At 62.9% G+C, this 4,036-nt stretch carries 3 protein-coding genes and 1 pseudogene; all 4 read right to left on the bottom strand.

Translation table 11 applies throughout. The features are described from left to right. A partial coding sequence (locus Q0741_RS25975; RefSeq protein WP_298236095.1) for a restriction endonuclease subunit S occupies positions 1-536 on the bottom strand: 536 nt, incomplete at its 3' end. Further along, the gene (locus tag Q0741_RS25970; protein ID WP_298236094.1) at positions 529-3,030 is read right to left on the bottom strand and encodes a class I SAM-dependent DNA methyltransferase; all 2,502 of its coding nucleotides are present in this window, start codon (positions 3,028-3,030) and stop codon (positions 529-531) included. The genes Q0741_RS25970 and Q0741_RS25975, both read right to left, overlap by 8 nt. Positions 3,031-3,033: 3 nt before the next feature. After that, positions 3,034-3,597 (bottom strand): hypothetical protein, encoded by a 564-nt coding sequence (locus Q0741_RS25965; protein ID WP_298236093.1) that lies wholly within the window; start codon positions 3,595-3,597, stop codon positions 3,034-3,036. 130 nt (positions 3,598-3,727) lie between these two features. Further along, a pseudogene (locus tag Q0741_RS25960) lies at positions 3,728-4,036 on the bottom strand (hypothetical protein); the annotation flags it as partial.

The raw sequence follows: 4,036 nt of genomic DNA, 5'->3' as shown, positions 1-4,036 counted from the left end.
AGCTTGGCGATGATCGCCTCGGTTTCGTGGATGGCGGTGTCGAGGGTGTCGAGAACAGCCGCAATTATCGGTTGCGCATTCGTCTCGGCGATCGGTACGTCGATATTCAAGTAATCCTGAATCCGAATGCCTTTGACCGTCGAACCCACGGCCAGTGCTTCGGCTCTTGGTTGAACGAACTGCAGCAGCTTGAGCAGATAGGCGACCGACACGCCTGCTGCTAGGAAAAGAGCCTTCACATCCTGATTGATTGCAATGGGTACGGATGGCATAGCGGCACGTCCGACCGCCATGCGCGTGCAGACTAATGGCGTACCTGCAGGAATCACATTGCTCGCACTGGCATTCAGGCCTGCAAGCGAAATGTGCTCTTGAGTATCCGTGATGACTCCCGCTTGTTCTGGAAAGTCCTTTACAGATGCCCAAGGGATGTTCCCCTTCCAATATGAAGGCACTTGCCGAGGCGGCGTGCCGCCTCCGACGTGATCACTGACAGCGGTACGGAGCGGGCGAGGAGTGTAGGCCTTCTCAGACATACCCCAACCCCTTGAAAAATCCCTCCAGCGCCTTCGCCGCCGCATCGCGCTTGCCCTCGATCTCGGTCAGCGTCACCCGGTACTTGTCCCACCAGTTCTCGAACGCGGCGACGATGGCCTTGCGCTGGGCGGCGATGTAGCGCTCGACGATGGCGCGCATGTCGTCGTGCAGGATGGTCAGCAGCAGCTCGGCGGCCTGCTCGGGTGACAGGCCATCGACGGCGGCGTTGATGTGCGCCGCAAAGCTGTCCTTCTTGGCCTTCAGGGCCTTCTTCACGGCGGCGAGCTCCTTCTTCCAGGCCTTCAGCTGGGCTTCGTCGACGGCGTTCTCGTCGTCGGCATCATCCTCCGCTTCGGCAGCTTCGCCATCCTCGCCGTCGGCATCCTTCGCGGACTTGGGATCAGCCGCCTTGATCTGGCTGTCCAGCTCGGCCTTCCTGGCCTCCAGTTCGTTGATGGCCTCCACGAAGTCGCCCATCAGGAACTTGACCAGCTTGTGCTCCAGCGGGCTTTCCTTGCTGGCCTTGTCTTCCAGCGCGGTGACGATGCTGGTGCGCCAGGCATCGGCCACGCCCTTGGCGCCACGCGCCATCAGGGTGAGGAAGTCGTACTTGGTCTGGACCCAGAAGCCGGCGACGATGCCGCGCACCTGGAAGGGGTCGAGCAGGCCGATGGCCTCCAGGCTCTGGCTGAAGCTGGCCAGCAGGTCGTTGCGCAGGGCGACGAGACTGGCGGGGTTGTCCATCTGACCGGCCAGTGCCGTGATGCGGCCGCTGTGCGCCTGCCACCATTGCTCGAAGGCTTCACGGATGGCGGCTTCCTTGGCATTGATGCCGGCGTTGCCTTCGATGGCGGGCTTGAGGTCCTGGCGCCTGGTCAGCCCGGGCTTGAAGTCGAAGTACTTCGCATCGCGCTCGACGAACAGATCCAGCGGGTCCAGCCCGTGGGCCTGGAACAGCGCGGCCTTGTCGGCCACTTCGGCCTTGGGCACGCCACCGACCAGATGCGCGCGCACGTCGTGCGGCTCGGGCGGTGGGGCGTTGTCGGCGTAGCGGCGGATGTTGAGGTTGTAGTCGTTGGCCTTGAGCGTGGCGTTGTCGACGATGGCCGAAAAGCCGGGCACTTCCTTGAATTCGTCGAAGGTGGTGACGATCTTCTCGATGTGCTCGGGCAGCAGGAAGTTCTGCGCCCGGCCTTCGAAGTACTCGCGGTCGGCATTGATGAACAGCACCTTGCCCTGGCGTTCCTTCGGCTTGCCGCTGACGCGCTGCGCGCCGTTCTGCACCTGCTGGCGCAGCACCAGGATGCAGGCGGGGATGCCGGTGCCGTAGAAGAGGTTGGGGGCAAGGCCGATCACCGCTTCGAGCAGGTCTTCCTCGATGATGCCGGCGCGGATGGTCTTTTCCTCGCCGCCACGGAACAGCACGCCGTGCGGCATGACGGTGGCGATCATGCCGCCGTCGCGGGTGACGGCGATCATGTGCTGCAGGAACATCAGATCGGCCTTCTTGGCGCCCAGCGGCACCTGGCCGAAGCGGAAGCGCTCGGGGAACTTCGGCGCCCAGGCGGGCGTGCCGTCGGCGTTCTTCTCGGTGTTGCCCCAGTTGATCGAGAAGGGGGGATTGGTGAGCACGCGGTCGAAGCGCCTCAGCTCTCCATTCTCGATATGTCTGGGATCGGCGAGGGTGTCCTCGTTCTGCAGGTCGGCGGTGCTGATGCCGTGCAGCAGCATGTTCATCTTGGCGATGGACCACACCGTGCCGTTGAACTCCTGGCCGAAGAGGTTGGCCTTGCGGCCATCACCTCCGTGCTCATCGATGTATTCCTTGGACAGGATCAACATGCCGCCGGACCCAACACATGGGTCATAGATATCGTGATGTTGCTGCGGCTTGATGAGCTGAACCATCATCCGCACCACCGAACGTGGCGTGTAGAACTCGCCACCCTTCTTGCCGGCCGAGTCGGCAAACTCGCCGATCAGGTATTCGTAGGCGGCGCCCAGCAGGTCGGGGAACTCGAAGTCCTCGTTGCGCAGCCGGTAGGTGCCGAAGTGCGTGATCAGCTGGCGCAGCTTGATGTCGGGGATCTTGCTCTGGCCGACCTTGCGGGTGAAGTCGATGTGCTCCAGCACCCCGTCGAGGCTGGCGTTGACACTCTCGATACCCGCCAGCGCCTTGTTGAGGTAGTCGCCGACGTTCTGGTGAGCCTCGTTGAGCAGGTAGTCGTAACGCGAATGCGGGGGCACCCAGAATGAATCCTTCTTGTACCAGTTCCGGTTTTCTGCGAACGCCCGGGCTTCGGCTTCGGTCTTACCGTTGGTCAGTTCGAGCTGGATGACTTCCTCGCGGCGTTGTTCGAAGACGTCCGAGCAGCGCTTGAGGAACAGCATCCCGAAGATGTATTCCTTGAACTCGGAGGCATCCATCTTGCCGCGCAGGATGTCGGCGGCTTTGAAGAGGTGGCGCTCAAGCTGGGGTAACGTCAGTGGCATGATTCAGGTGTTCCTGGTAATTGCATGGAGCGCCATCTGCTGCAGGCGCTCGCGGACTACATCTGCCCGATCCGGGTCTTCGACCAGGCCCGGCAGGCTGTTGTTGAAATCGTCATTCGCCAGCAGCCCGGCGAACGTTTGCCCCACCGCCCGCCTGAGCGGTTCCGAGGCAGCGGCGAGCTCCTCCACGAGTTCGGGGCGGCCATCCACGACCTGGATTACGTCCTCCAGATCGTGGCTCGCCAGGAAGTCGCCTTTGCCGCGACTCATGAAAGCCTCAAGCTTGGTGGCGACAAATGCGGGCGCGGAGACGAGCCGGATGGTTATTCCGTTACCCAGCTCAAACGGGGAGGCCGTTGAGAGTGCCTCCTCATACCAGCGATTGGTAAAGCCGAGGACGGCGCCAGCAGTAGGCATGAGGTCGAATAGAACGCCCGACTCGCGGTGCAGCCAGCGGCAGATGACTCCACTGGCGGCATCACGGACGAACCCGCGCTGCTCCAGCTGTTCTTCCACGCGATAGAACTGCGGGAGTGTTTCGGCATGGACGATGGCATCCACGTCCATGGTGGGACGGATTCCTTCCACAAATGGGTCGGTAAGCAGCAGTCCGGCCGTGGAACCCCCTACAAACACAACCTGCTCGCACAGATCGCCCAAGGCGAGTGCGATCGCCTGGAGGTGGGGAAGATTGGGGTCAGGCCGCGGCATCGTGAGGCTTCAGAGCATCGGCCAACAGGTTTGCCGCAAGCTCCCGCTCGCGGGCCCGCCCCATACGCAAGGCATCGAGTAGCGCCAGGAGGCGATGCAAGGCCGGGTCCGCCAAGGCTGCCTGGGGCGCCGTGCGATAGATCGGGGAGATCGATGGGCCCCGCGCATTGCCTTGGGGATGCGCCCAGACGGGTGGGTCGCCCTCGCTGTGCAACAGGCTGACAAGCGGTTCCGCGCCATACGCCGTGGGCACACCCCGCTTCACAGGCCCGATCTCCGCCGGGAAGGCATAACG

Origin of the sequence: uncultured Azohydromonas sp., assembly GCF_937926365.1 — a bacterium.
Taxonomy (GTDB): Bacteria; Pseudomonadota; Gammaproteobacteria; order Burkholderiales; family Burkholderiaceae_C; genus Azohydromonas.
The sequence above is the reverse complement of the archived record's forward strand: the minus strand, read 5'-3'. Positions and strand labels throughout refer to the sequence as shown.

Coding starts and splice junctions, on each gene's coding strand:
- Q0741_RS25970 (WP_298236094.1), bottom strand. CDS start 3,030: ATGCCACTGACGTTACCCCAGCTTGAGCGCCACCTCTTCAAAGCCGCC.
- Q0741_RS25965 (WP_298236093.1), bottom strand. CDS start 3,597: ATGGACGTGGATGCCATCGTCCATGCCGAAACACTCCCGCAGTTCTAT.